The following is a 26144-nucleotide window of genomic DNA, read 5'->3' on the forward strand; positions in this document are numbered from 1 at the left end:
GCCGCTGCTCGAGCAGGCCAACGCCAAGCTGGGCTTCGTGCCCAACATGTATGAGGGCATGGCCAAGGCACCGGGCGTGCTGAGCACCTACCTGCACGGCTATGAGCTGTTCCGCAATGATTCAGGCTTCGCGCCGCCCGAGCAGGAGGTGGTCTTCCTGACCATCAGCCGCCTCAACGGCTGCGGCTACTGCATGTCCGCCCACAGCATGCTGGCCGACAAGATGTCCCAGGTCCCTGCCGACGTGCTTGAAGCGATCCGCAACGGCCAGCCGATTCCGGACGAGCGGCTGGCGGCGCTGGCCGAGTTCACCAAGGTGATGTTCGAGACCCGGGGCATGCCCGGCGAGGCGGACGTCAAGGCGTTCCTGGATGCCGGCTTCGAGGAGCAGCAGGTGCTGCAGATCGTGTTGGCCCTGGCGGTCAAGACGCTCTCCAACTACTCCAACCACGTCAACCACCCGGAACTCGACGAGGCCTTCGCCGGCCATGCCTGGAAGGGCTGAGCGTATTTCCCCTCGCATCGGCGCCGGAGATAACGGCGCCTTTTTTATGCACTAGTTTTTAGTCTGAAAAGTCGAATCTGCTAATTTTATCAATGCCACAGCAGCATAGGTGACCCATGCCTCGACATCGATGGCGACCTTGCCTACTGCCTGGGCGGCATCGGTATGCAGTAGGACTTCACGGTTGGCGAGATGCCTGGCGATGTCGGCGACAGGCTGAAGGGTGCCGACCTCGTTGTTGGCCAACATGATCGAGACCAGGGCCGTATCCGGACTCACGGCGTCGATCACGGACTCCGCAGAGACCTGTCCCGTTTCATCGACAGGCACGATGGTCAGCCGCCACCCCTGGGCTTCCAGGTAGCGAGCCGGGGCCATGACGGCGGGATGTTCGATGGCGCTGATGACCAGATGGCGTTTGCCAGGGGGCAGGCTCTGGCCACGCCCAACAGGGCCAGGTTGTTGGCTTCGGTGGCACAGCCGGTGAACACCAGGCGCTCTGCCGGCGCGCCGATGAGGGAGGCAACGGCGTCTCGTGCTGTGGCGATCTGCTCCGCTGCTTCCCTCCCTAACGAGTAGCTAGACGAGGGGTTACCGAAGCTGTTGCGCAACGCAGTGGCCATTGCCTCGACCACCTCGGTCGCCACCGGGGTGGTGGCGTTGTGATCCAGATAGATAGAGGCGGGCATGGCGGAAGGCTCCTTATGGCTCAGGTGGACCGGAGACTGGGCTGGCCAGCTGTGATTTGGTTTTCAAGACGAACCAGAGGGTGGCCAGGGCCACCAGCAGGATCAGCGGCAGCATGGCGAGGTTGAGGGCTTCCCACCCCAGGTGGTGCAGTAGCTGCCCGGCCATCAACGAGCCGATGGCCACCAGCGTGAAGATGATCAGATCATTGACGCCCTGCACCTTGCCGCGCTCGGCTTCGGAGTGGACCGTGGAGAGCAGGGCGCTGCCACCCACGAACAGGAAGTTCCAGCCCACGCCCAGCAGCACCAGGGCTGCCCAGAAGTGCGCCAGGCTGGTGCCCAGGTTGGCGACCAGCACCGTACCGGTGAGCAGCAGCGTGCCGATCAGTAGGATACGCGGCACCCCGAAGCGGACGATCAGGCTGCCGGTCACGAATGACGGCGCGAACATGCCCAGCACGTGCCACTGCATGATGAAGGCGACCTGGCCCATCTCGAAGCCACGGGCGCGCATCGCCAGCGCCTGACCGATGAGCAGATCATCAACCTGTTGGGCCTGCTTAGGCAGGTGGCCGAGACCAACCTGGCCGAGATGGAGCGTCTGGTCAGTCGACTGTTTGCGGAGGATGACGCCGATGGCGTTTTGGAGGCGGTAAGCCGGGACGAGCTACTGGCAGGGCTTGCCAGCGGCGAGGTGGCACTGCTGGATGTGCGCCCTGAGGAGGAGTACAAGGCCGGCCACCTGCCCGAGGCGATCAATATCCCCCTGGCACAGTTGGAGGAGATGCTGGGCAAGCTGCCTCACGACAAGGAGATCGTGGCCTATTGCCGTGGCCCCTATTGCGCACTGTCCCACGAGGCCGTACAGCGGCTGCGCCAGCTCGGCTATCGCGTCAGACGCTTCGAGGAAGGCTATCCGGAATGGAAGGCGGCGGGGCTTCCCGTGACCTGAGGTCATGCCATGAGTGACCTGCTATTGACCCATGAGCCGGTGGTTCGGGGCACCGTTTTCATTATCGTCCTGCTGGTGATGGCCGTGTGGGAAATCGTCGCCAACCGGCGCCCCCAACGGATCGGTCGCGCCAGGCGCTGGCCAGGCAACCTCCTGATCGTGATATTGGACACACTGGCGGTTCGCCTGGTGTTTCCCCTTGCCGCCGTCGGCGCTGCCCTGGTTGCCTCTGAACAGGGCTGGGGCCTCTTCAACCTGGTGTCAGTACCGGGATGGTTGGCGATAGTGGCGTCAGTCGTCGCGCTGGACCTGGCCATCTACTTCCAGCACCGGCTGTTCCATGCCGTTCCCTGGCTATGGCGCCTGCATCGCATGCATCACGCGGACCTGGAGTTCGACGTGACCACCGGCCTGCGCTTCCACCCCCTTGAGATCCTGCTCTCTATGGGTATCAAGCTCGCCGTGGTGACCCTGCTTGGGGCACCGGCAGTGGGGGTACTGCTCTTCGAGGTCCTGCTCAATGCCACCTCGATGTTTAACCATGGCAATGTCCGCCTGCCCGCCAGGATCGACCGCTGGCTGCGCCTTATCGTGGTAACACCCGACATGCATCGTGTCCACCACTCCATCATCCGCCAGGAAACCGACAGCAACTTCGGCTTCAACCTGCCTTGGTGGGATCGACTGTTCGGCACTTACCGAGATCAGCCGTCCGCCGGACACCTCGGCATGACGATCGGCATAGAGGACTTCAGAGAAGCGCATGACCTGCGGCTAGATCGGATGTTGCTTCAGCCCTTCGTGAACCCTCCTCAGGACGTGAACCGACAGCAGCCTTGAGGCAGCTCCGTCGCTCCTGCCAACCAAAAAATATGGAGAGAACGAAGCGTATGCATGTGTTAGTAAAACACCGTATACAGCAATTAATCCGGATACCCCACAAGAAGAAGGCGCCACAGGCCAAGGAATCCCCCTTCCTGGGCAAGGCCACCATGACCTACAGCATGGGTCTCCCCGAGCCCGAGAAGAACTACGGCGTCGATCTATCAACCTTCTGGGAGAATTAAGGTTTTGGTGGATCAGAAAGGGCCATCAACCACTTAATTCCGGATACCCGACTTTTGCCTTTTAGTGCTCCAGGTCGGAAGAGTGCGGCGACCCACCGGGATCGCTAGAGCTGGGGCCGTAACGGAGGTGGTCTGGCACATCTTCATGGCCTTCGCCCGCCGACCTGCTCTGCAGCATCCCCTGAGCTACAACCCCAGCCAACACGGCCGCTCCCCCGGCCACCTTGCCAGCTCCCCGAGCGATGCGCCGCCACCCATTCTGAGTGGTAGCCGTTTGGGCGGTAGACTTGGCCACTCCGGCGGCGGAGTCGCGCAGCATGCGCAGCGATTCTGTCGTACTCGCCTGGGTATGCCAGCCATCGGACCAGCCGGCCTGCTGCCCAACTTCTAGAGCCTTACGAGCTGCCTTGCGGCCAGCGCTGGTAGCTCGAGTCAGAAGTGATTTCAGCGCCATGGGCATTCCTCCCTTGGTACATCAGCATTTAAGCATAGCCGGTCGCATGGTGAGCCTCCACTGGGACGGAGCCCACAAAGGGGCCGAGGGCAAAGCCTGAAAGGCCAAAGGCGAGAAGGGAAGGGAGCTCAAGGGGAAGGGGCTTGCCCTGAAAGGTCGCTATTTTGTGAACCCCAAAGGGAAAGTGCAAAGGGTCGCTGCCAGCGTGTCATCACGGCTCGACCCGGTAGCTGCCGACTTGATCCCGCGGCTGCCGTGCAGAAGGGAAAACACGTTTCTGCAGCAGCTCTTTTCCTGCGCTCTCTTCAGCAAGGCTCGCCTGACGGTGCAGAATGAGAGACTGTCTTCATCTACCGACAAGGAGGTCGCCGTGGGCTTTCGTTTCCAGCGCCGTATCGCTCTCGCGCCGGGCATCCGGCTGAACCTGAGCAAGCGCGGCCTCGGTCTCTCCGTGGGCCCGCGGGGAGCCAGCCTCAGCGTCGGGCCGAGCGGCGCGCATGGTCATGCCGGTATCCCCGGCACCGGCCTGGCCTATCGGCAGAAGCTCAATACCCGAAACCGGCGTACGTCCGGATCCAGCGGTGGCACCGAGCGCTCCAGCCCCACGGCTGCCCTGGATGCGCGGCTGTCGCAGGGGGAATCACTCCCGGTGCGGCTCGACATCGATGCAGAGGGCGGCATCCACTACTTCCACGGTGATGGCACCCCCATGGGCGACGACGAGACCCGCGTGCTGCGGCGGCACGCCAGGGAGTCGCTTCGCGAGCAGCTAGAGCAACATTGCGAACGCCTCAACGCGGACCTGGACCGGCTTGGCCAGTTGCAAGAGGAAACACCCCTCCCGGGCAAGAACGGCTACGCCACCCAGGCGTTCACCGACGCTCCGCCGTCGCCGCCGCAACAACAGCAGCCAGCCTGGTGGCACTCTTTATGGCCGCCAGCAAAGCGGCGTATAGCGGAGGAGAACCGTCGCCGCCAGGCGGCGTTCGAGGAAGCTTACCGAGACTGGGAGTGGTGCAAGGCCGAGCATGATGCGGCGGAGTTTGCTCGCCAGCAACGCGAGAGCGAGGATGTCTGGCATGACCCGGACGCCATGGAGCAGACCCTGCGGGAGCGTCTGGAAGAGATCGACTGGCCCCGTGAAACCGCCATCGACTTTGACCTCGGCAGCGACGTCAGCACCATTGCCGTGGATATCGAACTCCCAGGCGAAGATGAAATGCCGGACCGCTACTGGGCCATGCCGGCCAAGCAGGTGAAGCTAACCCCGCGTAAGCTCAGTGACACCCGGCAACGCAAGCTCTACCGGGATCATGTACATGGCATTGCCATCCGCGTGCTGGGCGCGGTGTTCGCGCGCCTACCCACCGTGCAGGAGGCCAGGGTATCCGGCTATCGCCAGGTCACCGATCCTGCCACCGGCGGTGAGCGCGATCGGTATCTGTTCAGCGTGAAGACCACCCGCGCGTAGTGGGGAAAGATCCACTTCGACAATCTGGATCAGGTCGACCCGGTCGCGGCCATGGAGGCCTTCACCCTGCATCGCGACATGACCAAGACCGGCATCTTCCGCGATATCGAGCCGTTCATGCTGGTTTAGGCCAGCCGTACGGCTCCTCATCATAGATGCCCTTCGATGACGTCCCGCGTCTGCGCTGGTTCGAACACGGTGTCGAAGACCCACTGCCCGAAGCCGCCCTGCTCGTTGACGGCCTTCACCCAGGTTTCCATGGCGGTGCGCTTCTCGGCGTTCTGCTGACTGTCCTGGCCCTTCACCTCGAGCACGAGCGTCTTGCCGTTGGCGAGTCGGATCAGGTAGTCGGGCACGAAGTTGCGCGATGAGCCCCGCCAGAGGTAGCGCACCTTGAAGTCGAGGTGGTCATTCTTGGCCCAGGCGGCAATGCTGGGGTGGTCTTCGCAGACGTCGGCGACCATCTTCTCCCAGGTGCTGTCGTAGACCACGTGGCTGATCTGCGAGCGCTCCGTCGGGGCACATGGCTTGGTAGTGAGCCAGGGCCGCATGTAGGCGGTGGCGCCGATAGGCTGGTGCTCATCGAAGATCAGCTCCTGACGCTCCACGTTCTGTTCGGTGACGTGGCGATTCACATGGCCCACCACGGTGTCCATGTTCAGGGCGAATAGCAGACGGCGGCGCACCGGGTTCTGATGCCAGAGACTGGGGATATCCAGCTTGTCGCTGAAGAGAAACTGCTCGACCAGCCGGATCAGCTGCACGGCAAGATATTGCTTGTCGCCCCCGAATGCGACCTGGTTCTGAAGGTAGAGCTTGCGGGCCGCACGGAAGATCAGATTCTGCAGCCGGAATTCCTCCACCGCTCGCTCGAGGTCGATCTCGGTGACCATGGCCAGGTTGGGGGAACCGGTCAGGGAGGGGGCGATATCCGCGTTGAGCGGGGTCTGGGCCGGGTCGAGGGTCAGCGTAGGCACGCTCTGCCAGTCGATCACCAACTCCGGCTTGAGCACGTTGTCGATGCGATCGACGTTGGGCCAGCGGATTTCCAGGTGGTTGCGGCCTGGCTCCACCTCGATGCGCACGCTGGGCTTCGGTGGTGGGGGTGCCTCGCCGCCTTCGCTGGCGTCCTGGAAGATGGAGAGCGGCACCCCGAAGACGTTGACGTACTCGGGGAGAAACTTGCGGTCGGCGTCCATGTCATGGGAGACGCGACGCAGGCCGCGCCCGATCACCTGCTCGCACAGCAGCTGACTGGTGAAGGCACGCAGCCCCATGATGTGGGTGACGTTGGCGGCGTCCCAGCCCTCGGAGAGCATGGCCACCGAGATGACGTTCTGAAGAGACTGACCCGGCTGGCTGCGCTTGCCGACGGTATCGACCAGGGCGCGCAGCTGCTCCTCCTGCTTCATGCCCAGCAGGTCGGCCTCCTTGTCGGCAGGGAGCTGGGCGGCCTTGATGAGGGCCTCCAGCCTGGCGGCGTACTGCTTGTCCTTGGTGATGTTTTCACCCTGCTCGGCCTTCTCGAGCACCTTGGAATCGACCCGCAGGGTGGTATCGGGGGCCTGGGTGTCCTGGATCAGGCAGTCGCCGCCGTTGAAGAAGTGCTCGATACGCGCCGCAGTCTCGGTGCGGTTGCAGACGGTGAGCATCACCGGGGGAATGCTGTGGCCGGCCGCTTCCCACTGGTTCCGGGTTTCTTTCCAGTCGTAGGCCAGCAGGGCGTAGGCCTTCTGCACCAGGTCGGGCAAGGGTGCAGTGGGTTCAGCCCGACGGTTGAGGTCCTCCTTCACCTCGTCCTCGCGGTAAAGGTGATAGAGCTTGCTGGCGTAGGTCTTGGCGTTGGCCAGGGCATCATCGCGCACCACCACCCGCGGGGTCTTCACCAGCCCGGCCTCGATGGCGTCGTTGAGGCCGAAGTCGGAGACGATCCACTCGAACAGGCCGGACTCAGTGTTGCTCTTGCCGGTGGGGGCGAAGGGCGTGGCGGAGAGGTCGAAGCAGCGCCGTATACGACGGGTCTTGTGGATACGATCCAGCCCCTCGATCCAGCGGGTGGCCTCCTCGAGATCGATGCCCAGCTCCTCGGCCTGCTTCTTGCTGACCTTGGATTCGGCCTGCTGGCGATAGGCGTGGTGAGCCTCGTCGTTGATCACGATGAGGTCGCGCTCGTTGGCTAGCGACCCCAGCACGCGACGGGTGAAGGCCTCGTCGCTCTCCTTGCCCTTCTTGACCACGGAGCGGGCCTGCTCCTTCAGCGGCATCAGGGTATGCCAGTTCTCGATGACGAGCTCGACCCGGTTGAGCTGCTGCCGCATGGCTTCGTTGGGGCAGAGGTTGAACTCGTCATAGACGTTCTGGGGGTGGCCTGGCTTCAAAACCTGAAGGCGGCTCTTCACCGTGAGGCCCGGGGTGATGATCAGCACCGCCTTGGAGAAGCGGCGGTCCTTGGGGTAGTGGATGGCGTTGAGGGTCTGCCAGGTGATGATCAGCGACATCACCGAGGTCTTGCCGGAGCCGGTGGCCATCTTGTTGCAGATGCGCTCCCAGGGGCCGCCATCCCCGCTGAGGAAGATGCCCTGGCGGTAGGGTTCCTGCGCTTCCAGCCACCAGATCAGGGACTCGATGGCCTCGAGCTGGCAGAAGTAGAACGGGTACTGGCGAGGGCCACCCTCCCAGCGACAGGCATCGGGGTCCCAGTCACCGCGCTCTATCCAATGATAGAGAAGTTGGCGGGTAACGCTGGTGATGCCTGGGTAGCCATCTGCCCGCCACTCATCGACGCGCTGGCGGATACGGTTGACCTGCTCCAGAGGCTCGGTGCGCTGGGTGTTGTTGCGGGTGTCGAAGATCTCGTAGGCCGCCGGGCGACGCCCCTGCTGGAGGGTCATCTGCTTGCCGTCGCGCTCCCAGTAGGCCGAGGGGGCATCGTAGGGCGAGTTGATGATCAGTGATCGGGTTGTCATTCGGTAACTCCTTCTACCGTGCGATAGCCCTGCTGCCGGTGGTTCGGGACATTGGGGTAGCGCAGCTCGAGCTTGCCTGCCTTCACCAGCGGGGCCACATGCCGCTCACCGATGTTCTTGGGCGAACGCTGGAGCAGCTCGGACAGCTGACGCAGGGTGAGATAGCGGCCGCGGCAGAGCTTGAGCAGCGTCGTCTGCATCGCCTCGGGCTGAGTGCGCTTGGCGGCAGCGACCGGGGCTGCGATGCGCTGCAGTGCTTCCCACGCCGGGGCGTGCTCATCGGCATCGCTGTGGAGGGAGCTCCCTTCACTATGCGGGAAGGTAGTGCCCTTGTGGGGGGAGCTCGGCTTACTATGAGGGAACATAGTGTCGGCGTGTGGGGAGCTGCTCTCCACCTTGAGGTCGGTAGGGGCGGCGAGCGACGCCGGCAGGGTGTAGTAGGCCCCCCGGCTGCGCCCATGGGGCACCAGCATGCCCTTCTCCACCAGGCCGCTGAGCATCTGGGTGATATCGACCCGGTGCAGGGTCAGCATCTCCTGCAGGCGACGGTTGGTGACCTGCTGCTCCAGGGCGGCAATGACCAACGTTTGCGCCTCGTCGGGGGAGAGCTCCTGGAAGGCCTGGCCGAAGCGCTGCTGCAGGCGTGCCATCACATCCTCGGGCATCACGCTGATCAGCGGCAAGGTAAGGATCACGCGATCGGGCCGCAGGGTTTCCTTCAGGCTGGGCGGCTGCCACAGGTGGGCGTGCCAGCTGCGCCGTATCTTGTCGAGGCCGGAGCCTGCCTTGTCGCCCACGCCGAGCAGCTGGAACATCAACTGCAGCGACTTGTTGCGACACTCGCTGACGCCCCCCGTCATCAACTGCTCCTGGGAGAGCAGCAGGGTGCCGGGGTTGGAGAATTCGAAGCGGTCCTTGAAGCGCTCGCCGATGATCCCCCCTTGGCCGGAGTGGTCGGCATGGATCAGCGCGTTGACCAGGGCCTCCTTCAGCGCCTCGTGGGCATCGCTTTGGCCGCGACGGTCGGGCTGGAAGGGCACCTTGAGGGCCGGGTCATAGCCGAGCTTCTGGGCGACACGCTGGTAGAACTGGAAGAGGTTGGCGACCCAGGTGCCATCGATGTGGATGCGGTCGCTCCAGCGGGTCTCGTCGTCCTCGGCCAGGCGCTCGCGGTAGTCGACCTGAAAGCCTGGCAAGGCGGCGGGGTCCTGGATGGCTTCGGTCTTGCCGAACATCAGCAGCCCGGCCAGGGTCAGCCCCTCCTCCCCGCTGCGGCGATCCTTGCGCCACCCACCCAGCTTGGTCAGCAGGCCGAGGTCGTTCTCGGTCAGCCAGGGGTGATCGGGCACCCGTGAGGCCACCCGGTTGCGGTACTGCTGGAGCGAGGCAGGGTCGATGTCATCGAAATCGAAGTGCTCGAGGATACGGCTGTCGGCCGGCTGCTGTTCGAGGCGGTCGGCGAACATGCGCTGTACCTCGGCCTCGTTGCAGCGGAAGTCGCCCTCGTGGTTGCGGCGGTAGGTGCCCTTGAAGGGGTCGACGCCGATATAGACCGGCCGCTCGCTGCGAGTGGCGCGGGGCACCTCGATCACCAGGATGGCATCGCCCTGGTAGGTCTCGACGCTGACGTGGTGCTCCTGGAGAATATTGGCGCTGACTTTCTGCGGGTTGTTGAGCGTGACCCAGAACGCGCCGCGCAGCTTATCCACATCCGCCTCAGAGAGACCGGCTGTGGATGGCCCCTCATTGCCCTCCTTTACCCCGAGGTAGAGCGTGCCACCCGCGGTGTTGGCGAAGGCGCTGTAGGTCTCCCACAGGCTCTTGGGCAGCCCGCCCCGGGCCGCCTTGTACTCGGTATCGACCCCCTCATGGCGAGCCAGCACCTCGAAGAGGCTGGTGTGCTGTGTCATGGGTCAGTCCAGCCGAACGACTTTCAGCGATTCGATGCCGCGGTTATCGACGATCTTCACCGCGATGCAGCGGTTGTCGCCGGGCTCGAAGGGGAGCGATTTGGTGCCGTGGTACTGGCCCAGCAGCTCCTCGTTGAGCTCGGCGCGGATATCCTTCTTGAGCTTGTACCAGCCATCCTTCTTGCCGGCCATGGGGAAGAACACTTGGCGCGGGTAGAGGGAGCGGTCGTCGTAGTCGGTATCCAGCTCCCACACGGCGATGTCACGCTTGCCGCCAGACTTGAGCTCACCACTTTTGGTGTCGAAGTAGTCGAAGCCGTGCACCTCGACCTGCAGCTTGCCGTCCTTCAGCTCGTGCACCTCGACATCCGGCTGGCCCATCAGCCAGAAGGACTCGTTGCTGCGGGCGTTCTTCTTGAGGTCCTCGGTGAGCAGGTCGGTGTTCATCTGCACCTTGAGGGCCTGGATGCCCTTGATACTGTCGATATCCTTGGCGGCCTCGGGGTCGAAGGTAAAGGCGCAGAACACCAGCAGCTTGGGCAGCGGGAAGAGGTCGCCGGCCTCGTTCTTGGCGATCTCCACCTGGCGCTGTTCCAGGGCGGCGTACTCGGGGCCGAAGCTGACGGCGACACGCTCACCGGTCTCCGCCACCGTACCCACGGCATGCAGGTACTTGGCCCCGGGCAGGGTCTCGAGGTCCATCAGCTTGAGGTGCTGCCCTCCCTTGCCGCGGATACCGGCCTTGAGCAGCTCTTCGCGCCATTGGGCATGGCGAGAGGTCGCCCCGGAGCGGGCCACGGCAACGTCGGCCTCCTTGGGCTGCTCGGCCTCGTCCAGACCCAGCACGGTGGCGAAGGGTACGGCCTCGACGGTAAAGGGGCCGGTGATACGCAGCTTGTCGCGGCTCACCTCTGGCTGGTCGTAGAGCACCTCCTGCCCGGCATGGTTGGCGATGCTTTGATCCATGTGTTGCTGCATGGCCTGACGGCAGGAGTGGAACCCGGCCAGAGCGTCCAGCGCCTCCTGGTTCCAGTGCTCGGGATAATCGAAAGGCACCTCCCACTCCAGCAGGGCATTGACCGGCACTTCTTCCCCCGAAGGCAGTGTCTGGGTCTTGCCGGCATCCTTGACGAAGTCGATTTGCTGCCCCTTGCGAGCGCCTTCTGTCACAGCGAAGGAACGGGAAGGGGGATCCTTCTGCAAGGCCACGTTTAGCCGCTCCAGGCAGTGCTGAATGGCAGGATGCTTCTTCTCGTAGATTTCATCGATCTCCGGGTTGTTGGCGATCGACTTCAGGGTGATGTGCGGCACCGTCTTGTAGATAAAGCCGCCGCCCAGCCCCTCCTGGGGGTACTTCAGCTCGTAGTAGTCGTAGCTGGCGGTCATCAGCCGCTGCTTTGCCAGGGTGACGGCCACCCGAGAGGTATCGCAGGTGACCCAGCGACGGCCCCACTTCTCGGCGACATAGGCGGTGGTGCCGGAGCCGCAGGTGGGGTCCAGCACCAGATCGCCAGGATCGGTGGTCATCAGAAGGCAACGTTCAATAGGTGTTGTCGGGGTTTGAACGGCATAAACTTTTGAATCGCTACGGCTTTGAATGCCAGAAAGGTCATTCCATATATTAGTTATTCGATAATGTGAAAAGTCGTCAAAATATCTCACGTATGCTGGACGCCGTCCCTCTGGTCTCACCCTTCCCGCCAATATCAGGCGCTTAAAACCCTTCTCGCTAGGCTTGAAGTAACCGGGTTCAGGTGTATATGAAATCCCACCAAGAGTGACTTTATAGCGACCGCCAGGGCGCTGAGAGGTAATAGTATCTAGCCGAAACGCCTTGGCTAACTCTCTTTGCTCATCTGTTAGGTCTGAAGCTCTAGCTGGCTTTCCATTATCAAGTTCAAAAGAGCGATATTTTGAGCCGCCGTCACCCCCTAGCTGCTTTCTTGTAAACAGAGGGTTGAATTTTATTGCAGCCTCATTCTTTCCATACCATATCAAGTAATCACATATTCCAGCCACCCTATTGGTTTTTTCACTTGTAGTCGTAGTGAAGGCAATCTGCTGAATAAAGTTTTCCGAACCAAAAACATCATCGAGTAGGTCACGGACACGATGCACATTCTCATCCGAAATTTGCACAAAGACCGACCCGCTATCACTCAACAACTCCCTCGCCAGCAGCAGCCGGTCGCGCAGATAGGTGAGGTAGGAGTGGATGCCCAGCTCCCAGGTGTCCCGGAAGGCCTTGATCATCTCCGGTTCCTGGGTCAGGTCCTCGTCCTTGCGATCCTTCACATCCCGCTTGTTCGTGAACGGCTGGAAGTTGGAGCCGTACTTGATGCCATAGGGCGGGTCGATATAGATCATCTGCACCTGCCCGGCCATGCCCTCCTTCTGCAGCATGGAGTTCATCACCAGCAAGGAGTCGCCGGCGATCAGGCGGTTGGCCCAGTCGCGCTCGTGCTTGTAGAAGTCGATGGCCTCGCGCAGCGGCAGGTTCTCGAAGGGCGCATGGAACATGTCGGGCTGGAAGGCGCTGCCGCCCTTCTTGCCCGCCTTCATGCGCTTCTGCACCTCACCGAGGATGGTGGCGGGGTCGATACGCTCATGAACGTGCAGGGAGACGGTATCCACCTCGAAGCTGGTGCGCTCGGCCTTGCCGGTCCACTGCAGGTAGGGGGACTGCCGGCGCTTGAGCTCCTCGAGCGCTGCCTTCATCTGCTCCTGGTCACCGGAGGCCAGGGCATCGTCGATCAACGCCTCGACCTGAGCACGGTTGGCGGATGCATCGAACTGCAGCTCGGGATCGAGGTGGGGGTCGTAGGCCCAGGTGGTGGTCTCCTCAACCCCGTCGCTGGCGGTATCCACCATGCCCACATGGGGGTTGTTCTTGCGCTTCTCTTCAAAGCGGTAGGAGAGCACCTCGGCCTGGTCAGGCTTCTTCTGTCGCGGCCTGGTGGCCCGCCTCGGTTTGGCCTGCTGCTCACTCAGGGGCTGCTCGGCAGGGACCTCCTGCATCTGTAGGGTGAGATCCGGGGTCATGTCGACTGAAGCCGGGTCTTCTCTCAGGATGGGGGGATCGGTGAGGTAGACCGAACCACCCCGGCCGCGCCCCTTGCCCAGCACGCCTTCCTCGATCAAGCCGTCGCGCACCTGCTCGTAGTCGAGCTTGTCGACCTCGCCTGCCTCTTCGCTGAGCTGCTTGAGCAGCCTGGCATTGCCGATGGTGTTGCCGTCATCGGGCACGAGGGTGAGGATCAGCTCACGTAGCTGGGCGTCGGTCTGGCTCATGGGGCGTCCCTGTCGTTCTGGCGGCGATGAATGCGCTTAGCCTGCTGATGATACAGGCCATCATGGTGAATCGGCAGGGTGGCCGCAAGGCGCGAGGTCAAGGACGGTTATCGAGGCAGGGTGGGGCAATGGCGCCGATAGCCGCCTATTGGGAGGGATAATCGGCCTCGTGGTCGAAGACCATGCGGACGGCCCGCTGACGGACCTCAGGTGCATATCGCTTGGAAGTGTTCATGGCTCCATCCTCTCAAGGTTTGGAGCCTCCGGGAATCCCGGTACGGTTCAGACCCTGAAGACCAAGCGGCTGACTCACGCTGACCTCGATGACTTCGTGCACTGCTACCACGAACTCCAGGAGACCGAGCGCTTCCGTCGATTCAGCTACGACGAGCTGATCCAGCGTGACAAGCTCAACCTGGATATCTTCTGGCTCAAGGACGACAGCCTGGAAGACATCGACAGCCTGCCAGAGCCGGACGTGCTGGCCACCGAGATCGTCGAGAACCTGGAGGCCGCCCTGGAGCAGTTTCGCAGCGTGAGCGCAGAGCTGGCGGGGGAGGACGAGCGCACATAAGTGGCCTGTCGCTTCATGCTCTCAATGAGCAGGTGATCAAGAACTCCGTCGGCGCCCTCAGGACCCTGCTATGCCCTCGCTTGAAGCTTGGGGACGCCGACACCGCTCACCCGTATCGGAGCCTGAAGTCTGGCCAGGCTGAGAGAGATCCTATCTTGCGCACACCGCCCTCAAGTGTGCAATGCAGCATGAATTTTGGTAGAGTGCTTAGCTTTCCACGGGATGACATGCAATTTCACCGGGCAAGCTCTGGTGCTATGAACGATGTCGATCATCGCGATAGAAGGCTAAAGCACCCCATGACAACCTCTTTCTCAGGGCTGATGACTCCGCCCTAGCGCTCCCCCCCTTCTGGGCTCGCCCGCCGTCAACGAGGCGACACGCCCTATCCTCACGCTACGTCAAAGGCGTTATCTCTGACCCGATACGTGCGTGACTCCCACATTTCATTGCTTTGCTCTGCACCTATCTGGGTGTCGGGTGGCTGTGTGCGTCATCGCTATCGTGTCACGAGGCTGAACTGATTCATCCCCTGACTGGACCGCAGCATGTACGAAAAAATGAAACTGAGTTGGTTCTCCAACCTCAAGGGCGACACCCTGGCGGGCATCGTCGTGGCCCTGGCGCTGATCCCCGAGGCCATCGCCTTCTCCATCATCGCCGGGGTCGACCCCAAGGTGGGCCTCTACGCCTCCTTTGCGATCTGCGTGATCATCGCCTTCACCGGCGGTCGCTCCGGGATGATCTCCGGTGCCACCGGCGCCATGGCGCTGCTGATGGTTCTCTTGGTCAAGGAGCATGGCCTGGAGTACCTGCTGGCCGCGACCCTTCTTACCGGGGTTCTGCAGATCATCGCGGGGTACCTGAAGCTCGCCGAGCTGATGCGCTTCGTCTCGCGCTCGGTGGTTACCGGCTTCGTCAACGCCCTGGCGATCCTGATCTTCATGGCCCAGCTGCCGGAACTGACCGGGGTGACCTGGCACGTCTACGCCATGACGCTGGCCGGTCTGGCGATCATCTACGGCTTCCCCCTGGTGCCGGTGATCGGCAAGTCTATCCCCTCGCCGCTGGTGTGCATCGTGGTGCTGACCGCCGTCTATCTGCTGACCGGCATGGAGATCCGCAGCGTCGGCGACATGGGCGAGCTGCCCGACAGCCTGCCGGTCTTCCTGTGGCCCGAGGTGCCCCTCAACCTCGAGACGCTGATGATCATCTTCCCCACCTCCCTGATGCTGACCGTGGTGGGCCTGCTGGAGTCGATGATGACCGCCACCATCATCGACGACCTGACCGACACCCGGAGCAACAAGAACCGGGAGTGCAAGGGGCAGGGCATCGCCAACATCGGCGCCGGCCTGATCGGCGGCATGGCGGGCTGCGCGATGATTGGCCAGTCGGTGATCAACATCAAGTCCGGCGGTCGCCGTCGCATGTCCTCTCTTATCGCCGGCGTGGTACTGCTGCTGATGGTGGTGTTCCTGGCCGACTGGGTCTCCCAGATTCCCATGGCCGCGCTGGTGGCGGTGATGATCATGGTCTCTATCGGCACCTTCAGCTGGAGCTCCATCAAGGATCTCAAGAAGCACCCCATGAGCACCAACTTCGTCATGGTTGCCACCGTGGTGGTGACCGTGGGCACTCACAACCTGGCTATCGGCGTCTTCGTCGGCGTGCTGCTCGCGGCCATGTTCTTCGCCAACAAGGTGGGCAACATCCTCTACATCGGCAGCGAGGAGGCCGACGAGGGCAGCCGGCGCATCTACCGGGTGGTGGGCCAGGTGTTCTTCGCCTCCTCCGAGCGCTTCGGCGAGGCCTTCGACTTCAAGGAGACGGTGGAGAAGGTCACCATCGACCTGTCGCGCGCCCACTTCTGGGACATCACCGCCGTCCAGACCCTGGACCGGGTGGTGATCAAGTTCCGGCGCGAGGGCACCGAGGTGGAGATGATCGGCCTCAACGAGGCAAGCGCCACCATCGTCGACCGCTATGCGGTGCATGATGACCCCGAAGCCGTCGAGAAGCTGATGGGCGGCCACTGACGCATCGACGGTTGTTCCGTCCCGGTGGACTCGCCGGGACGGAACCGTCCGATGACCCGTCATACAGGAGATCTTCCCCCTGTCCGGCTTCCCCGGCGCGATGCTGGACGGGTCCGATCCATCCCCACCTCCAACGCCAATGTTGATCACCATGCCCCACGACCAAGCGACCCTCGCCACGCCACGCCCTTCCTCCCCCCGATTGTTGCTGGGGGGCGCCTTTCGCAACTTCCTGGGCAACTCGCCGATCTGGTACAAGATCACCATTCTTGCCTTTCTCGTCTTCAATGCCCTCTGCCACTGGACCTTGGGGGGGCAGTCCGGGACCTTGTTGGGCTGGCTGCTGCTGGGCCAGTTTATCTTTACCTTGGCCATGGCCCTGAAGTGCTACCCGCTGTTGCCCGGGGGCCTGCTGGCCCTGCAGGCCGTTGCCCTCGGATTGACCTCTCCGGAGTCGGTGCTCGGCGAGGTGGAGCACAACCTGGCGGTGATCCTGCTGCTTATGTTCATGGTGGCGGGGATTTATTTCATGAAGAACCTGCTGCTCTTCACTTTCACCAAGCTGCTGATCCATGTGCGCTCCAAGTACCTGCTGTCGCTGCTCTTCTCGGTGATGGCGGCGTTTCTCAGCGCCTTCCTGGATGCCCTGACGGTGACCGCGGTGATCATCGCCATCGCCGTGGGCTTCTACTCCGTCTATCACAAGGTGGCCTCCGGCAAGAGCTACGACCATAACCACGACCACAACGACGATGCTCCGGTGCGCGCCGAGCTGCGCACCGAACTGGACGACTTCCGCGCCTTCCTGCGCTCGCTGCTGATGCACGGCGCCGTGGGCACCGCCCTGGGCGGCGTGGCCACCATGGTGGGCGAGCCCCAGAACCTGCTGATCGCCAAGGAGATGGAGTGGGGCTTCGCCGACTTCTACCTCAATATGCTGCCGGTGAGCCTGCCGGTGCTGGTGGCGGGGCTGCTCACCTGCCTGGCCCTGGAGAAACTGCAGTGGTTCGGCTACGGCGCCGCCATGCCCAAGACCATTCGCAAGATCCTCAAGGACTATGACCACTACAAGGCCAGCAAGCGCACCAATCGGGAACGTGCCCAACTGATCGCCCAGGCCCTGGTGGCCGTCTTCCTGGTGGTGGCCCTGGCCCTGCATCTGGCCGAGGTGGGGCTGATCGGCCTGGCGGTGATCGTGTTGCTGACCAGCTTCAACGGCGTCAGCGACGAGCATCAGATTGGTAAGGCCTTCCAGGAGGCGCTGCCCTTCACCGCCCTGCTGGTGGTGTTCTTCACCGTGGTCTCGGTGATCCATAGCCAGCACCTCTTCCAACCCTTTATCGAGATGGTGTTGGCCCAACCGGCAGAAGGGCAGGCGGGGCTCTTGTTCTTCGCCAACGGCCTGCTCTCGGCGATCTCCGATAATGTCTTCGTGGCCACCGTCTATATCAGCGAGCTCAAGGCGGCCTTCCTTCGCGGCGACCTGGGCGCCGAACAGTTCCGCTTGCTGGCCATAGCCGTCAATGCCGGCACCAACCTGCCCAGCGTGGCCACCCCCAACGGACAGGCCGCTTTCCTGTTTCTGCTCACTTCGGCTATCGCGCCGCTGCTGCGGCTCTCCTACGGCAGGATGGTGATCATGGCTTTCCCCTATGCGGTGGTGATGACCGTGGTCGGGTATTTGGGAGTGACCCACTTGGTAAGTTGAGACCAATGAACTCGAGGCTCCGCGCTTCTGTCGGCAAGCGGGAAGGGGCGAGAATCCAAAAGCTAATCAAAAGGATACGTATAGAATGACAGAACAGGTAATGGCCGCCATCGACGGCTCACAGTTTTCCGAAGGGGTCTGCGACTACGCCGCCTGGGCGAGCCTGGCACTGGGTGCCCCGCTGACCTTCTTGCACGTGAACGACAACCATCTGCCGCCGGAGGAGCGAAACCTTTCCGGCAACTTGCTGGCCGGTGGTCGTGAGCGACTGCTCAAGGAGCTCGCCCAACTCGACGAGCAGCGCGCCAAGGTGGCCCAGGAACAGGGCCGGCTAATGATTAAGGCGTCTATCGAGCGGGCCGTCGAGGATGGCGTGAGAGATCCTTCCGGCCGCCAGCGCAACGGCACCCTGGTGGAAACCCTGGAGGAGCTGGCCGACGAGATCCGCCTGCTGGTGGTGGGCAAGCGCGGCGAGACGGCCCACCAGGACAGTGGCCACCTGGGCTCCAACCTGGAGCGGGTGGTGCGCACCCTGCACCGGCCGATCCTGATGGTACCGGCCACCTACAAGCGGCCCGAGAAGGTGATGCTGGCCTTCGATGGCAGCAAGACCACCCGTAAGGGGGTGGAGATGCTGGCCAAGAGCCCGCTCTTCGAGGGTATTCCGGTACATGTCGTGATCGTCGGTGCCGAAACCGGCGACAACCGCTCCCAGCTTGAGTGGGCGCTCAAGGCCCTGCGTGATGAGGGCCATGAGGCCGAGGGTGCGATCCGCGCCGGCGAAGTGGAGGCGACGCTCCACGCCTACCAGGAGGAGCACGGCATCGACTTGCTGGTAATGGGCGCCTACGGACACTCACATATCCGCCACCTGCTGGTAGGCAGTACCACCAGCGAGATGCTGCGCAAGTCACACATACCGGTGCTGCTGCTGCGTTGAAGTTCCCGAAACCGGCCCACCGCTCCTTTTGGTGTGTGCCGGTTTTTTTCTTTCCAGGCACGCCAGTGCCCTGTATAGGACCCGAAAAATTGACGATCCTTCCGCCCTGATTCGCGCTTCCGTTATGCCCCACTCACACCGAGGACCCCTGATGACATAACCTCTCCTGGCGAGAGGGCAGAACAAGGAAGCGACCCTTGAACAGCAAGACCTTTGCTCATTCGGCTTTTTTCGATGAAACCTCTTCCTCGCAGCGCTTCGTCGCTGAGCTGCTGGAGAAAGCAGATATCCGCATCAACGGCGACCGCCCCTGGGATATCAAGTTCAACGCCCACGGCGTCATCGACGAGGCATTGGCCCGTGGCAACCTGGGCCTGGGCGAGAGCTACATGAACGGTGACTGGGACGCCGAGCACCTGGACGAGTTCTTCTTCCGTCTGCTGCGCGCCCACCTCCCCGAACAGATCAACCCGCGCAAGCTGGTCTTTCATCATCTGCGCACCCGCCTGATCAACCTGCAGACCGCCAGCCGCGCCTTCGAGGTCGGCGAAGCCCATTATGACCTCGGCAACGACTTCTACGCCGCCATGCTCGATCCGCGCATGACCTACACCTGCGGCTACTGGAAGACGGCGGAGACCCTGGATCAGGCCCAGGAGGCCAAGCTCGACCTGATCTGCCGCAAGTTAGAGCTCGAGCCTGGCATGCGCGTGCTCGACATCGGCTGCGGCTGGGGCAGCTTCATGGCTTATGCTGCCGAGCACTACGGCGTGGAGTGCGTGGGCCTTACCATCTCTCGCGAACAGGCCGACTTCGGTAAAAGCCTGATGCAGCAGGGCTTGCCGGTGGAGTTCCGTCTCAAGGACTACCGCGACGAGACCGAGCAGTTCGACCGCATCGTCAGCATTGGCATGTTCGAGCACGTCGGTCGCAAGAACTATCGCACCTACATGGACGTTGCGAATCGTTGCCTCAAGGACGATGGCCTCTTCCTGCTGCACACCATCGGCAAGAACGTGCGCGATACCTCGCCGGACCCCTGGCTCGACAAGTACATCTTCCCCAATGGCGAGCTGCCGGCCCTGGGGCATGTCACTGATGCTGCCGAAGAATTGTTCGTGGTCGAGGACCTGCACAACTTCGGCGCGGACTACGACAGGACACTGATGGCTTGGCACGAGAATTTCGAGGCCGCCTGGCCCCAGTTCGCCGACACCTACGGTGAGCGCTTCTACCGCATGTGGCGCTACTACCTGCTGAGCTGTGCCGGTGCCTTCCGCGCCCGCGATATCCAGCTCTGGCAGTTCGTGCTTAGCAAAAAGGGCAAGCTTGGCGGCTATCGCCGCGTCAGCTGATAGTGCGTTACCACTCACTCACCTGGAATTCCCGATGAGCGACTACTCCCTCTTTACCTCCGAGTCCGTGTCCGAAGGGCATCCGGACAAGATCGCCGACCAGATCTCCGATGCGGTGCTCGACGCCATCATCGCCCGCGACAAGAACGCCCGGGTGGCCTGCGAGACCCTGGTCAAAACCGGCGTGGCCATCGTTGCCGGCGAGATCACCACCTCGGCCTGGGTCGACCTCGAGGCGCTGGTGCGCGAGGTGATCACCGGCATCGGCTACACCTCCTCGGACGTGGGCTTCGACGGCGAGACCTGTGGCGTGCTCAACCTGATCGGCAAGCAGAGCGTGGACATCGCCCAGGGGGTCGACCGCAACACCCCCGAGGATCAGGGTGCCGGCGACCAGGGCCTGATGTTCGGCTACGCCACCAACGAGACCGACTCCTACATGCCGGCGCCGATCCACTACGCGCACCGGCTGGTGGAGCGCCAGGCCGAGCTGCGCAAGCACGGCCTGCTGCCCTGGCTGCGCCCGGACGCCAAGAGCCAGCTGACCTTCCGCTACGACGCGGCGGGCAAGCCCTGCGCCGTGGATGCCGTGGTGCTCTCCACCCAGCACGACCCGGAGATCGACCAGGAGGAGCTGCGCAAGATGGTGCGCCGCGAGATCATCGAGCAGGTGATCCCCGCCGAGTGGCTGACCGCGACCACCAAGTACCACATCAATCCCACCGGCAAGTTCGTGATCGGCGGCCCGGTGGGCGACTGCGGCCTGACCGGGCGCAAGATCATCGTCGACACCTACGGCGGCACCGCCCGCCATGGCGGCGGCGCCTTCTCCGGCAAGGACCCCTCCAAGGTCGACCGCAGCGCCGCCTATGCCGGCCGCTACGTGGCCAAGAACCTGGTCGCCGCCGGCCTCGCCGACAAGTGCGAGATCCAGGTCTCCTACGCCATCGGCGTGGCCGAGCCCACCTCGGTCTCGGTCAACACCTTCGGGACCGGCCGGGTGGACGACGTGCGCATCATCGCGCTGGTGCGCGAGCACTTCGACCTGCGGCCCAACGCCATCACCCGCATGCTCGACCTGCTGCACCCCATGTACCAGCTGACCGCGGCCTACGGCCACTTCGGTCGCGAGCCCTTCGAGACGAGCTACACCTGGACCGACACCCAGGGCCAGGCGCACACCGAGACTTTCACGGCCTTCCCCTGGGAGGCCACCGACAAGGCCGCTGGCCTGCGCGACGCCGCCAGGCTCTGACCCCCGACGACACGGAGAAACAAGATGTCCCAGAAGCTCTACTGCATCGCCAACTTCAAGCCCAAGCCCGGCCGCGAACAGGCCGTGTTCAAGGCCCTGCAGGCGCTCGAGCCCAATGCGCACCGCGAGGACGGCTGCCTCCAGTACACGGTGACCCGGCATATCGATCACCCCAACGCCCAGGGTGCCAGCTACCCCATCGTCTTCCACGAGATCTGGGCCAGCCGAGAAGCCTTCGAGGCGCACTGCAACCGTCGCGAGATCAAGGCGTTCTTCGCCAGCCAGGTCGAGGCTGATGACGGCGACGTGGATCATGCCAATGTCTGCGTCTACACCGACGAGCCCCACGACTACGACGCCCCGGAACTCTGAATCCGACATAAATGGCACGGGCATGACCGCCCGTGCCCTTGCATACCACAGGAGATCCTCATGACCGAGCAGAAGATGAACGTCGAGAGCTTCAACCTGGACCATACCCAGGTGAAGGCGCCCTACGTGCGCCTGGCCGACATCAAGGCCGGCGAGAACGGCGATCGCATCCACAAGTACGACATGCGTATCTGCCAGCCCAACCAGGACCACATGGAGATGCCCGCCCTGCATTCCCTGGAACACCTGATGGCCGAGCTCTCGCGCAACCACTCCAACAAGGTGGTCGACATCAGCCCCATGGGCTGTCAGACCGGCTTCTACATCGCGATGATCAATCACGACGACTACGCGGGGGTGCTCGCGCTGCTAGAAGGCACGCTCAAGGACGTGCTCGAGGCCACCGAGGTCCCGGCCTGCAACGAGATGCAATGCGGCTGGGCAGCGAGCCACAGCTTGGAAGGCGCCCAGGTTATCGCCCGCGGCTTCCTGGCCAAGCGGGACGAGTGGGACCAGGTCTTCGCGTAACTCACCTTCTCCACCCGCTCTACAAATTCATGATCAAAGCGGCTACGTTGATTGTTTCGGCCGGTGGATCGCAGCAGAGGGCCAATCCGCCGGCCCCCTTGCCTCGCTGAACGAGGGGATTGAGATGAATCATCCGGAACTCGATATCGAGAGGATCACCCGTCAGCTGGCGGACGCCAAGGCCCTGCTGATCGACCAGAGCTTCGAGAGCAAGGAGAGTCGTGCCACGGTGATGCTGGACCAGCAGTCAGTGGGCCGCCTGTCGCGCATGGATGCCCTGCAGGGCCAGGCCATGGCCCAAGCCGAGGAGGATCGTCGACAGCTGGCGATCCGTCGCATCGACGCGGCCTTGGCTCGCCTGGATCGAGGAACGTTCGGGGAGTGTATCGAGTGCGGTGAATGGATCGCCGTTAAGCGACTGGAGTGGGATCCCACCGTGCTGAAATGCATCGATTGTGCCGAGTGAGGAGAGATGCTGAAACTGACGCAAAATGACGTGACGATAGAGGTCATCCTTCGGGAGGGCCTTGATGAAGAGACCCTGGAGGCCGTGGTGGTGCCAGCCACCGAGGCGCAGCGGCGCAACCTTGGCACGGCGGCGGTGGGTCAGGCCTGGATGGCATGGTCGCCCGGTGAGGCCACTCCCAAGATGATCAAGTTCATGCCTCCCTCCCGGGTGTCGGAGGAGGGATGGCGGGAACTGCTCAAGTGCTACCGGTTTGCCCTCCGTGCTGCGGATATACACGAAGTCGCATCCCTGGCCTTACCGCTTCCGGAGGAGGTGGGGCTGTCTCCCCTCGAGGATGGCCTCGCGGCAAGGCTTTGCCTGACGATCCTGAAGGAAATCGGGGAGCACCATCACCTGAAGCATCTCCAACTGATTGCCAGCGGCCATCAGGAGGCTGTGCTGTACGCCAATCGGCTCGTCGAGGAACAGGGCGTCAGTGCCCCCTGACTTGAACAGCCGTTCAAGGGTTTGTTATCGTGAACGCCTATTTCCCTGACCATCCAGATACCTTTGCCGAGGTCGCTGGTAACTGCAAGAGGAGCAATCCGTTGACACAGTTACTCACCGACACCTTCCCCGGTCCGCCCTAGCGCGTTTCCCTCTATTTGCAACCTGTTCGTCGGCATCTCATGTGATGTCGGACCCTAGCGTTTGCCCGACTCTCGGTTTGCATGAGCCGCGGGTCGAGAGAGGGAAAATCAATGAGCGGCCAAAGTGCCTTTCTCCCCGACGTTGGTGAGCTTTCCTCAGCGGATGGCTGGATCAGCGTCCATCACTACCTGCCACTCGACTCGCGCACGAGCCTGCTGGTGGTCTATCAGGACATGCACGACGCCGGCGTGACGTCGGCCTCCTTCGAGCGGGGACGTTTCCTGAGCCGAACCAATCGGGCCCTGGTACGAGGCGTTCGGGCCTGGCGTTTCCAGGAGGCATGATCCATGAACACTCTTGATCAATTGTCATCGTCGCGCGTCCAGCAGCTGCTGGAGCAGGGCTACTTGAGCATCGACCAGCAACGTCCCGCGCAGGGTGACTGTGTGGACTACGACCTGTTGTTCATGGGGCAGCGCGTATACGGGCATCGCACCCTGTCAGGGGTGGCGCTAGAGGCTGACCAGGCGCTCAATCCCATCGATGCCGTGCTGCTGATGGGGGCGGGGCCGGGCATCAGCTCGGTGTACTGGCGCCACCATGACCCGGTGCTCGCCGAGCAGGAGTCGGCCATCGCCAGGGAGCCCGCCTGGGATTAGCAACGCGTCGTTTCTCGTGTTGTTCAGAGACTCCCACTTCGCGTTCCCATCAGGTCAACCATGTCATCAAGCGCAACCCTCAAGACTGCCGCCTCTCTCCCGCAGGAGGTGGCGAGACGACGTACCTTCGCCATTATCTCGCACCCGGATGCCGGCAAGACGACGCTGACCGAAAAGCTGCTGATGTACGGCGGTGCCATCCGTTCGGCGGGTACCGTCAAGGGCAAGAAGAGCCAGCAGTTCGCGACCTCGGACTGGATGGAGGTCGAGAAGCAGCGTGGCATTTCGGTGGCCAGCTCCGTCATGCAGTTCGAGCATGACGGCTGCGTGATCAACCTGCTCGACACGCCCGGCCACCAGGACTTCTCAGAGGACACCTACCGGGTGCTCACCGCGGTGGACGCGGCGCTGATGGTCATCGATGCCGCCAAGGGTGTCGAGGCGCAGACCATCAAGCTGCTGGAGGTCTGCCGGCTACGCCGGACGCCGGTGATTACCTTCATCAACAAGATGGACCGCGAGGTCCGTGACCCCCTGGAACTGATCGACGAGATCGAGGAGATCCTGGGCATGCCCTGCGCGCCGATCACCTGGCCCATCGGCATGGGCAAGCAGTTCGCTGGTGTCTTTGATCTGGATAGCGAGCGAATGCTCAAGTTCACCCCGGGGGAGAGTCGTCCCGAGACCGACCTCGAGGTGCTGGAGGGAGAAGATCATCCCTACCTCGTGGAACACTTTCCGATCGCCCACGCCACCTTCAAGGAGGAAGTGGAGATCGTGCGCGAGGCGGCCGAATCCTTCGATCATGACGCCTTCCTCGCCGGCGACCTCTCGCCGGTGTTCTTCGGTTCCGCGATCAACAACTTCGGGGTGCGCGACATCCTCCAGGCGCTGGTGTCCTGGGCGCCTCCGCCCCGCCAGCGCGAGGCCCGTCAGCGTACGGTACGGCCCGACGATGGTGCCTTTACCGGCATCGTGTTCAAGATCCAGGCCAACATGAATCCCCAGCATCGGGATCGCATCGCCTTCCTGAGGATCTGTTCCGGGGAGTACCGCCAGGGCCTCAAGGCCAGACATGTCCGGAGCGGCAAGACGATCCGCCTCGATCACGCCATCACCTTCATGGCCCAGGAGCGGGCCCATCTCGCTTCCGCCTTTGCAGGCGACATCATCGGCATTCCCAACCACGGTCGTCTGCGTATCGGGGACGTGATCACCGAGGGCGAGGTGCTGGAACTCGAGGGCATCCCCCATTTCTCACCCGAAATCTTCCGCATGGCGCGGCTCAATGACCCGTTGCGGGCCAAGCAGCTCAACAAGGCACTGCTGGAGTTGGGTGAGGAGGGCACCATCCAGGTATTCGAGCCGCTGGAGAAGACGGGAATGATCCTGGGTGCCGTGGGGCAACTGCAGTTCGAGACCGTTGCCCATCGGCTGCAGACCGAATACGGGGTCGATGCTGCCTTCGAGAGTGTGCCGGTGCACAAGGCGCTGTGGGTAAGCAGCGAGGATGCCGCTGCGATGAAGCGCTTTACCCAGGCCAATGCCAACCGCCTGGCCAGGGATGCCGCCGGGGCGCTGGCCTTCATGGCCCCCAACCGGTCGGTCCTCGATCTGACCATCGAGAAGTGGCCCGAGATCGACTTCAACAGCACCCGTGAGGTGGGTGCGACCTGATCCCCTTACCCCGAATACCGACCTGAATGGACCACGATGAACCAGAAAGCCGATACCCCCGAGCGAGCGGCCGAGCGGCGGCAGCTCGATCACACCCTGGAGCGCATCGAGGCCAACCTGGCAGAGCTCGAGGGGCGTCTTGCCGACTATGCCGAGGATATCCAGGCGCAGAAAGAGTACCTCTGGACGAGCCGCGACGAGATGGACCATATCGAGAAGATCTCGGCACGCGAGTCCATCGAGCAGGCGGTGATGACCGGCGACAACGCCCTGGCCCGGCGCCGCAAGCTCGAGAAGCTACGGCATTCCCCCTACTTCGGGCGTTTCGATTTCGCCCGAGGCGGCAAGGCCGAGCCGGTCTACATCGGCATTCACCACTTCCACGACGACCTCGCCGGGGTAAGCCGCGTCCACGACTGGCGGGCGCCCATCGCCTCTCTGTTCTACGACTACGAGACCGGCCCCGCCACTTACGAGAGCCCCGAGGGGCCGGTGGCCGGCGAGATCTCCCTGAAGCGGCAGTTCCGCATCAAGGGCGGCGAGATCGAGCTGATGATCGACAGCGCGGTGCACGTGGTCGACGAGGTGCTCCAGGAGGAGCTGAGCCGCGCCTCCGATGAGGGCATGAAGAAT

At 62.9% G+C, this 26144-nt stretch carries 23 protein-coding genes and 1 pseudogene; 18 read left to right on the forward strand and 6 right to left on the reverse strand.

Translation table 11 applies throughout. The features are described from left to right. Positions 1-505 (forward strand): carboxymuconolactone decarboxylase family protein (locus tag ACOMD9_RS20360; RefSeq protein ID WP_421417832.1); only part of this gene is annotated, 505 nt, incomplete at its 5' end. Between the two features lie 51 nt (positions 506-556). Here ACOMD9_RS20360 and ACOMD9_RS20365 read toward each other — a convergent pair. Genes ACOMD9_RS20365 through ACOMD9_RS20375 form a run of 3 tightly spaced genes read right to left on the reverse strand, consistent with a single transcriptional unit; the run spans position 557 to position 1666 of the window. Further along, positions 557-883: an aminotransferase class V-fold PLP-dependent enzyme gene (locus ACOMD9_RS20365; protein ID WP_421417833.1), complete on the reverse strand. Its 327-nt coding sequence runs from the start codon at positions 881-883 to the stop codon at positions 557-559. Then, entirely contained in the window at positions 841-1194 is a 354-nt protein-coding gene (locus tag ACOMD9_RS20370; RefSeq protein ID WP_421417834.1) for an aminotransferase class V-fold PLP-dependent enzyme, read from the reverse strand. The genes ACOMD9_RS20365 and ACOMD9_RS20370 overlap by 43 nt, the downstream gene beginning before the upstream one ends. Before the next feature lie 13 nt (positions 1195-1207). Continuing rightward, a complete protein-coding gene (locus ACOMD9_RS20375) occupies positions 1208-1666 on the reverse strand; it encodes an MFS transporter (protein WP_421417835.1) in 459 nt (152 codons plus the stop codon). Between ACOMD9_RS20375 and ACOMD9_RS20380 the strand changes: the two genes are divergently transcribed. The 3 genes from ACOMD9_RS20380 (at position 1655) to ACOMD9_RS20390 (ending at position 5138) form a co-directional block, all read left to right on the forward strand. After that, positions 1655-2146, forward strand: coding sequence for a rhodanese-like domain-containing protein (locus ACOMD9_RS20380; protein ID WP_421417836.1), 492 nt, complete (start codon positions 1655-1657; stop codon positions 2144-2146). The two genes, ACOMD9_RS20375 and ACOMD9_RS20380, sit on opposite strands and share 12 nt — an antisense overlap. A gap of 9 nt (positions 2147-2155) precedes the next feature. Beyond that, positions 2156-2986, forward strand: a complete 831-nt coding sequence (locus tag ACOMD9_RS20385; RefSeq protein WP_421417837.1) for a sterol desaturase family protein — start codon at positions 2156-2158, stop codon at positions 2984-2986. A gap of 886 nt (positions 2987-3872) precedes the next feature. Further along, positions 3873-5138: a DUF4236 domain-containing protein gene (locus tag ACOMD9_RS20390; protein ID WP_421417838.1), complete on the forward strand. Its 1266-nt coding sequence runs from the start codon at positions 3873-3875 to the stop codon at positions 5136-5138. A gap of 149 nt (positions 5139-5287) precedes the next feature. Here the strand turns inward: ACOMD9_RS20390 and ACOMD9_RS20395 are convergent, their stop codons facing one another. Genes ACOMD9_RS20395 through ACOMD9_RS20405 form a run of 3 tightly spaced genes read right to left on the reverse strand, consistent with a single transcriptional unit; the run spans position 5288 to position 13305 of the window. Beyond that, positions 5288-8104: a BPTD_3080 family restriction endonuclease gene (locus ACOMD9_RS20395; RefSeq protein ID WP_421417839.1), complete on the reverse strand. Its 2817-nt coding sequence runs from the start codon at positions 8102-8104 to the stop codon at positions 5288-5290. Further along, positions 8101-10014, reverse strand: coding sequence for an ATP-binding protein (locus tag ACOMD9_RS20400; protein WP_421417840.1), 1914 nt, complete (start codon positions 10012-10014; stop codon positions 8101-8103). The genes ACOMD9_RS20395 and ACOMD9_RS20400 overlap by 4 nt, the downstream gene beginning before the upstream one ends. A gap of 3 nt (positions 10015-10017) precedes the next feature. Then, positions 10018-13305 (reverse strand): site-specific DNA-methyltransferase, encoded by a 3288-nt coding sequence (locus tag ACOMD9_RS20405; protein WP_421417841.1) that lies wholly within the window; start codon positions 13303-13305, stop codon positions 10018-10020. 331 nt (positions 13306-13636) lie between these two features. Between ACOMD9_RS20405 and ACOMD9_RS20410 the strand changes: the two genes are divergently transcribed. The 14 genes and pseudogenes from ACOMD9_RS20410 to ACOMD9_RS20475 all read left to right on the forward strand — a co-directional run. Beyond that, a complete protein-coding gene (locus ACOMD9_RS20410) occupies positions 13637-13879 on the forward strand; it encodes a hypothetical protein (RefSeq protein ID WP_421417842.1) in 243 nt (80 codons plus the stop codon). Positions 13880-14427: 548 nt separating this feature from the next. Then, on the forward strand, positions 14428-15918 hold the full coding sequence (locus tag ACOMD9_RS20415; RefSeq protein ID WP_421417843.1) for a SulP family inorganic anion transporter: 1491 nt from the start codon (positions 14428-14430) through the stop codon (positions 15916-15918). A 151-nt stretch (positions 15919-16069) separates the two neighbouring features. After that, positions 16070-17626 carry a sodium/proton antiporter NhaB gene (gene nhaB, locus ACOMD9_RS20420; protein ID WP_421417844.1) on the forward strand — a complete coding sequence of 519 codons (1557 nt, stop codon included), beginning with the start codon at positions 16070-16072 and terminating at the stop codon, positions 17624-17626. 85 nt (positions 17627-17711) lie between these two features. Continuing rightward, positions 17712-18566 carry a universal stress protein gene (locus ACOMD9_RS20425; protein WP_421417845.1) on the forward strand — a complete coding sequence of 285 codons (855 nt, stop codon included), beginning with the start codon at positions 17712-17714 and terminating at the stop codon, positions 18564-18566. A 197-nt stretch (positions 18567-18763) separates the two neighbouring features. Next, positions 18764-19921: a cyclopropane fatty acyl phospholipid synthase gene (gene cfa, locus ACOMD9_RS20430; protein WP_421417846.1), complete on the forward strand. Its 1158-nt coding sequence runs from the start codon at positions 18764-18766 to the stop codon at positions 19919-19921. A 34-nt stretch (positions 19922-19955) separates the two neighbouring features. After that, positions 19956-21176: a methionine adenosyltransferase gene (gene metK / locus ACOMD9_RS20435; RefSeq protein ID WP_421417847.1), complete on the forward strand. Its 1221-nt coding sequence runs from the start codon at positions 19956-19958 to the stop codon at positions 21174-21176. Positions 21177-21200: 24 nt separating this feature from the next. After that, on the forward strand, positions 21201-21548 hold the full coding sequence (locus ACOMD9_RS20440) for a putative quinol monooxygenase (protein WP_027960478.1): 348 nt from the start codon (positions 21201-21203) through the stop codon (positions 21546-21548). A gap of 60 nt (positions 21549-21608) precedes the next feature. Then, the gene (locus ACOMD9_RS20445; RefSeq protein WP_183333641.1) at positions 21609-22076 is read left to right on the forward strand and encodes an S-ribosylhomocysteine lyase; all 468 of its coding nucleotides are present in this window, start codon (positions 21609-21611) and stop codon (positions 22074-22076) included. Between the two features lie 124 nt (positions 22077-22200). Then, a complete protein-coding gene (locus ACOMD9_RS20450; protein ID WP_089852306.1) occupies positions 22201-22542 on the forward strand; it encodes a TraR/DksA family transcriptional regulator in 342 nt (113 codons plus the stop codon). Between the two features lie 6 nt (positions 22543-22548). After that, on the forward strand, positions 22549-23031 hold the full coding sequence (locus ACOMD9_RS20455) for a hypothetical protein (protein WP_421417848.1): 483 nt from the start codon (positions 22549-22551) through the stop codon (positions 23029-23031). 254 nt (positions 23032-23285) lie between these two features. Then, the gene (locus tag ACOMD9_RS20460) at positions 23286-23519 is read left to right on the forward strand and encodes a hypothetical protein (RefSeq protein WP_183333635.1); all 234 of its coding nucleotides are present in this window, start codon (positions 23286-23288) and stop codon (positions 23517-23519) included. 3 nt (positions 23520-23522) lie between these two features. Continuing rightward, positions 23523-23834, forward strand: coding sequence for a hypothetical protein (locus tag ACOMD9_RS20465; protein WP_183333633.1), 312 nt, complete (start codon positions 23523-23525; stop codon positions 23832-23834). 60 nt (positions 23835-23894) lie between these two features. After that, the gene (locus ACOMD9_RS20470; RefSeq protein WP_421417849.1) at positions 23895-25511 is read left to right on the forward strand and encodes a peptide chain release factor 3; all 1617 of its coding nucleotides are present in this window, start codon (positions 23895-23897) and stop codon (positions 25509-25511) included. Positions 25512-25547: 36 nt separating this feature from the next. Continuing rightward, positions 25548-26144: pseudogene (locus tag ACOMD9_RS20475) on the forward strand (helicase); the annotation flags it as partial.

Source organism: Halomonas terrestris (assembly GCF_049166755.1).
In the GTDB taxonomy this organism is placed as follows: Bacteria; Pseudomonadota; Gammaproteobacteria; order Pseudomonadales; family Halomonadaceae; genus Halomonas.

Excerpts from the sequence above, each read along its gene's own strand:
- ACOMD9_RS20365 (WP_421417833.1), bottom strand. The coding sequence starts at position 883 with ATGGCCCCGGCTCGCTACCTGGAAGCCCAGGGGTGGCGGCTGACCATC.
- ACOMD9_RS20370 (WP_421417834.1), bottom strand. The coding sequence starts at position 1,194 with ATGCCCGCCTCTATCTATCTGGATCACAACGCCACCACCCCGGTGGCG.
- ACOMD9_RS20375 (WP_421417835.1), bottom strand. The coding sequence starts at position 1,666 with ATGCAGTGGCACGTGCTGGGCATGTTCGCGCCGTCATTCGTGACCGGC.
- ACOMD9_RS20385 (WP_421417837.1), top strand. The coding sequence starts at position 2,156 with ATGAGTGACCTGCTATTGACCCATGAGCCGGTGGTTCGGGGCACCGTT.
- ACOMD9_RS20395 (WP_421417839.1), bottom strand. The coding sequence starts at position 8,104 with ATGACAACCCGATCACTGATCATCAACTCGCCCTACGATGCCCCCTCG.
- ACOMD9_RS20400 (WP_421417840.1), bottom strand. The coding sequence starts at position 10,014 with ATGACACAGCACACCAGCCTCTTCGAGGTGCTGGCTCGCCATGAGGGG.
- ACOMD9_RS20405 (WP_421417841.1), bottom strand. The coding sequence starts at position 13,305 with ATGAGCCAGACCGACGCCCAGCTACGTGAGCTGATCCTCACCCTCGTG.
- ACOMD9_RS20415 (WP_421417843.1), top strand. The coding sequence starts at position 14,428 with ATGTACGAAAAAATGAAACTGAGTTGGTTCTCCAACCTCAAGGGCGAC.
- nhaB (WP_421417844.1), top strand. The coding sequence starts at position 16,070 with ATGCCCCACGACCAAGCGACCCTCGCCACGCCACGCCCTTCCTCCCCC.
- ACOMD9_RS20425 (WP_421417845.1), top strand. The coding sequence starts at position 17,712 with ATGACAGAACAGGTAATGGCCGCCATCGACGGCTCACAGTTTTCCGAA.
- metK (WP_421417847.1), top strand. The coding sequence starts at position 19,956 with ATGAGCGACTACTCCCTCTTTACCTCCGAGTCCGTGTCCGAAGGGCAT.
- ACOMD9_RS20440 (WP_027960478.1), top strand. The coding sequence starts at position 21,201 with ATGTCCCAGAAGCTCTACTGCATCGCCAACTTCAAGCCCAAGCCCGGC.
- ACOMD9_RS20445 (WP_183333641.1), top strand. The coding sequence starts at position 21,609 with ATGACCGAGCAGAAGATGAACGTCGAGAGCTTCAACCTGGACCATACC.
- ACOMD9_RS20450 (WP_089852306.1), top strand. The coding sequence starts at position 22,201 with ATGAATCATCCGGAACTCGATATCGAGAGGATCACCCGTCAGCTGGCG.
- ACOMD9_RS20455 (WP_421417848.1), top strand. The coding sequence starts at position 22,549 with ATGCTGAAACTGACGCAAAATGACGTGACGATAGAGGTCATCCTTCGG.
- ACOMD9_RS20460 (WP_183333635.1), top strand. The coding sequence starts at position 23,286 with ATGAGCGGCCAAAGTGCCTTTCTCCCCGACGTTGGTGAGCTTTCCTCA.
- ACOMD9_RS20465 (WP_183333633.1), top strand. The coding sequence starts at position 23,523 with ATGAACACTCTTGATCAATTGTCATCGTCGCGCGTCCAGCAGCTGCTG.
- ACOMD9_RS20470 (WP_421417849.1), top strand. The coding sequence starts at position 23,895 with ATGTCATCAAGCGCAACCCTCAAGACTGCCGCCTCTCTCCCGCAGGAG.